Consider the following 4,566-nt stretch of genomic DNA (forward strand, 5'->3'; position numbering starts at 1 on the left):
TTCGGGAAGGGGTGGGGTTGGGGAAAGGTCCCTACCCCACCACCAACACCCCCGCATAAGAAACCCCCGCCACCACGACCCACGCACAAAGCCCGAGCGCCGCCACCCGCCCCCCGGTCCGGGCAAGCGAGGGCAGATCCACCGCGGAGCCGAGGCCGAACAGCGCCGCGGCGAGGAGCAGTTCCTGGGCATGGCCCGCCAGGTCCAGAACGGCGCCCGGCACCCACCCGGTGCTCCGCACCGCCACCATCACCAAGAACCCCGCCACGAACAGCGGAACCACCGGCGGCCGCCGCGCCCCCGCAGCCGCCCCACCCGCGGCAGCGGACCGCGCCCGCAGGGCAAGACCAACCCCCGCCAACAGCGGCGCCAGCATCGCGACCCGCATCAGCTTCACGAGAACCGCATCCCCCAACGCCCCCGCTCCAGCGGTCTGCGCCGTGGCCACGACCTGCCCCACGTCGTGCACACTCGCCCCGGCCCACCGCCCGAACTCGGCATCGGTGAGCCCCAACGGCCCCTGGAGCAAGGGGAGTACGGCGATGGCGAGCGTCCCGCAGAGCGTCACGAGGGCCACCGAGACCGCCGCATCCCGCTCCTCGCTCTCGGTCACCTCACCCACAGCGCCGATCGCCGACGCCCCGCAGATCGAGTAGCCGGTGGCGATCAGGAGCGGCTGATCGCCGGGCAGCCCCATCCGCCGGCCCAGCCACCACGTCCCGAAGAAGGTCAGGGAGACCACTCCGAGCACCATCGCCACCGTCGCCCAGCCGAGACCCAGGACGTCGTCCAGGCTCAGCTTCAGGCCGAGCAGGACGATGCCGAGCCGCATCAGCCGCTTCCCGGCCAGGGAGAGCCCCGCCTTGCCCCGGCCCCGTACGAAAGCGCGGACCCCCGGAACATGCGCCGCCGCGAGCCCGAGCACCACCGCAGCCGTCAGCATCGGCACGGCGGGGAACGCGGCATGGACCGCCCACGCCGCCGCGACCCCCAGGGCCGCGAGGCCGAGCCCCGGCAGCGGACGGCGGCCGGGAGCAGGCGACGACGGCAGGACGCGGGGGGCCTGGTGGCGTTGACCGAGGAGCGCCATCAGCGGTCGGCCGGCAGCTCGTACACCCGGCGCACGCTGGTGCCGAGGCGGGAGATGTCGGCGCCGTACACGTGGAGCGATATCGCCCGCCACGTGCCCGCGTTCCAGACGCGGTGGATGTCGCCCGGCGGTGCAAAACCGCACACCGAGCCCTGCTCGTTGACCAGGTCCTCGGTGGCGACGAGATGCGCCGGAGTGCCGGACGCCGCCGGAACGAGCCGGTAGCGCCGCTCCTGCTCCGCTCCCTCGTGGACGCCGGTGACGCACCAGGAGACGTGGTCGTGGACCGGAGTGTGCTGGCCCGGCAGCCAGACGAGGCCGACCACCGAGAAGCTGCCGTCGTGCTCGGCGTGCAGCAGATGCTGCCGGTAGCGTCCGGGGTCGCCCTCGCACTGCTCGTCGGTGAGCAGGTCGGCCGCGCCCAGATGCGGCGCGAGCCGCTCGCCGACCAGGTACGCCGTCAGGTCCGGCGGCAGCCCCCGGCCGACGGCCTCACGGACGCCGGCGACGAGGGTGTCCATGCGCCCGGTGGTGCGCACTGCGCGGTATGCGGTGATGGATGCACTCATACAGGCAGCGTCCTGCCGCCCTTCCATCACGTCCAACGACAGTTTCTAAGCCGTATGCCAACTTCTGCTTATGGATTGAGGTGTTGAGGGAACGGCGGGGCTTCAGCAGCCCACCTTGTTCGCCGCGACCGCTTTGAGCTCGTCCAGCACCAGCGCCGTCGCGGGAATCCGCAGATGCTCCCTGAGGGCGTAGGCCGAGACCTGCCGGCGCGACGCCGGATCGAGGGCCCGTCCGGTCACCCGCCGGTGGCGCAGGAAGTCGAGGACGAGGCCCGGCATCATCGCGATGCCGAGGCCCTCGGCGACCAGGCTCTGGATGACGAGGTTGTCGTCCGTGGTGAAGGCGATGTCAGGGGCGAAGCCCTGTTCGGCGCATTCGTGCAGGAAGTTGGCGCGGCAGCGCAGGCAGCCCGCGATCCAGCGTTCGCCCGCGAGGTCGACGAGCTTGACGGAGCGGCGCCGGGCCAGCGGGTGGCGGGAGGGCATGAGGACCGTCAGCTGGTCCTCCATCAGCGGGATCTCCACCACGTCGTCCGGTACGTCCTCGTGCAGGCCGGGGTAGTGGAACGCCAGCGTGATGTCGCAGTCGCCGTCCACCAGGCGCCTGAGCGACTCGGGCGGTTCGTCCTCCTGGAGTTCGACGCGCACGCCGGGGTGGCCCGCCGTGAGCCGGGCCAGGGTCTCGGGGATGAGGGTGGCGTTGGCGCTGGGGAAGGCGCAGATGCGTACGCGTCCGGTGCGCAGGCCCGTGATGGCGTTCATCTGCTGCTCGGCGGCGCTGATGTTGCCGAGGATGATCCCCGCGTGCCGGGACAGCGCCTCGCCCGCCTCGGTGAGGCGCATCTTGCGGCCGACGCGGGTGAAGAGCACCGTGCCGACGGAGCGTTCGAGCGCCTTCATCTGCTGGGTGATCGCGGGCTGCGTATAGCCGAGCGAGCGGGCGGCGGCGGAGTACGAGCCGGTGCGGACCACTTCGTGGAATGACCTGATGTGCCGGGAATCGAACACGGCTGAATCATAAGCAGTACTTGGGAGACGCCGACAAGGCCCCCTCATCGGCCATACCTGACAGCCGGTGGCAGTCTTTTCGGCCTTTCCGACAGCCGATGACAGCTGCTTCGGTCATCCTTGACCGCGTGAAATCCGACCGGCTGCTCTCGATCCTGCTGCTGCTCCAGACCCGCGGGCAGGTCCCCGCCCATGAACTGGCCGACCGTCTCGAAGTCTCCGTGCGCACCATCTACCGCGACATCGAGGCGCTCTCCGCATCCGGCGTCCCGGTGTACGCCGAGCGCGGGCGGCACGGCGGCATCGCGCTCCTGCCCGGCTTCCGCACGGACGTCACGGGGCTCACGGCGGACGAGTCCCGGGCGCTGTTCATCCTGGCCGCGCAGGGCGCGCACGCCGCGCTCGGCCTCGACGAGGCGCTCGGCTCCGCTCTGCGCAAGGTCATGGCGGCGCTGCCCGAACCGCACCGCCCCGCAGCCGAGCTGACCAGCCGGCGCATCCTCGTCGACTCGGCGCGCTGGATGCCGGGGCCCCGCGGCTCGGATCCGGTCACCGGCGATCTCGACGTGCTCCAGGACGCCGTCTTCTCCGACCGGCGGCTGCGCCTGCGTTACCTGCACAGCGGCGACGACCGGCCGCGCACCTACACCGTGGATCCCTACGGCCTCGTCTCGAAGGCGGGCGTCTGGTATCTCGTCGCCGACCGGGGCGGTGCCCCGCAGCTCTTCCGCGCCGACCGGGTGCGGGCGGCGACCCTCACGGACCTGCCCGTGCGGCGCAGGGCCGGTGTCGAGTTGGCCGATGTCTGGGGCGTGCTGAAGAGGCAGGTCGAGGACCGGCCGGTAGCCGTCGACGTCACGGCGCGGGTCGCGCGCGAACGTTTCGCCCAGTTCCTGCGCCTCAAGGGGCAATTCCTCAGCGCGCCCCCCGAGGACGACGGGAAGAGCGAGTGGATCACCGTCCGGCTCGGCTTCGGCGTCGTCGGCGACACCCGCACGCTGCTCCCGTTCGCCGCCGCCGTGGAAGTGCTCTCGCCGCCCGAGGCGCGCGCCGAGCTGGCGGATGCCGCCGCCGCGGTCAGCGGCCTGTACGCAGGAAGCGGAGCAGCCCGCCGGTGAGCTCGGCGGGCGCGTCCTCCTGTACGAGGTGGCCCGCGCCCTCGATCAGGCGGAGCTCGGCGCCGGGGATCAGCTTGGCGAGCTCATGGCCGCGCTCCACCGGGATCCAGGTGTCCTCCGTGCCCCAGCAGATCAGGACGGGCAGCGCCAACTCCCCGTACCGGTCCTGGATCTCGTCCGTGAAGCGCTGGTCGTTCTGCTCGATCTGCCGGTAGAAGGCGGACCTGCCCTCCGGTGTGCACCAGGGTTCGACCAGGCGGTCGAGGACCGCGGGGTGCAGTCCGCGTTGGCTGGCCGAAGAGACGTACGCGCGCACCAGTGCCTCGTGCAGGGCGGGCGGCAGCTGGTCGAAGACGCCGGCGTTCTCGCCGAGCAGGCGGTAGGCGGGGGAGCCCCAGGGAGCGAGGGCGACCGGGTCGACCACGGCGAGGCGTCCGTAGCGGGCGCCGTGCAGGAGGTGGGCGCGCAGCGCGACGCAGCCGCCGAAGTCATGGGCGATGACGGCGGGTTCGTCGAGCTCCCAGTGCGCGAGGAGCGCGGTGAGGACGCGGGCCTGCGCGGCCAGGGTCACGTCCTGCCCGTCCTGCATCTGAGAAGTTCCGTATCCGGGCAGGTCCCACACGTACACGCGGTGCTCGCGGGAGAGCGCGCGGGCCACGCCCCGCCAGACGTACGAGGAGAAGGGGGTGCCGTGGACCAGGACGACGGGCGGGGCGTCCGCTGGGCCGAGGACGGCCCAGCGGACGGTGCCGGTCGGTCCCGCGTAGGTCTGGTCGAGCGT

The 4,566-nt window shown here is 72.1% G+C and carries 5 protein-coding genes; 1 reads left to right on the top strand and 4 read right to left on the bottom strand.

Translation table 11 applies throughout. The features are described from left to right. Window positions 1-31: 31 nt before the first annotated feature. From ACQKIP_RS40430 to ACQKIP_RS40440, 3 genes are all read right to left on the bottom strand, one after another. Window positions 32-1,090 (bottom strand): YeiH family protein, encoded by a 1,059-nt coding sequence (locus ACQKIP_RS40430; RefSeq protein ID WP_365865704.1) that lies wholly within the window; start codon window positions 1,088-1,090, stop codon window positions 32-34. Continuing rightward, window positions 1,090-1,659, bottom strand: a complete 570-nt coding sequence (locus ACQKIP_RS40435) for a cysteine dioxygenase family protein (protein ID WP_365865706.1) — start codon at window positions 1,657-1,659, stop codon at window positions 1,090-1,092. The genes ACQKIP_RS40430 and ACQKIP_RS40435 overlap by 1 nt, the downstream gene beginning before the upstream one ends. A 102-nt stretch (window positions 1,660-1,761) precedes the next feature. After that, window positions 1,762-2,667 carry a LysR substrate-binding domain-containing protein gene (locus tag ACQKIP_RS40440; protein ID WP_365865708.1) on the bottom strand — a complete coding sequence of 302 codons (906 nt, stop codon included), beginning with the start codon at window positions 2,665-2,667 and terminating at the stop codon, window positions 1,762-1,764. 128 nt (window positions 2,668-2,795) lie between these two features. Between ACQKIP_RS40440 and ACQKIP_RS40445 the strand changes: the two genes are divergently transcribed. Further along, window positions 2,796-3,785, top strand: coding sequence for a helix-turn-helix transcriptional regulator (locus ACQKIP_RS40445; protein WP_365865833.1), 990 nt, complete (start codon window positions 2,796-2,798; stop codon window positions 3,783-3,785). Here ACQKIP_RS40445 and ACQKIP_RS40450 read toward each other — a convergent pair. Continuing rightward, a partial coding sequence (locus ACQKIP_RS40450) for an alpha/beta fold hydrolase (RefSeq protein ID WP_427745317.1) occupies window positions 3,745-4,566 on the bottom strand: 822 nt, incomplete at its 5' end. The genes ACQKIP_RS40445 and ACQKIP_RS40450 overlap by 41 nt on opposite strands.

It is taken from the genome of Streptomyces sp. NPDC059900 (assembly GCF_050270335.1).
Classification (GTDB): Bacteria; Actinomycetota; Actinomycetes; order Streptomycetales; family Streptomycetaceae; genus Streptomyces.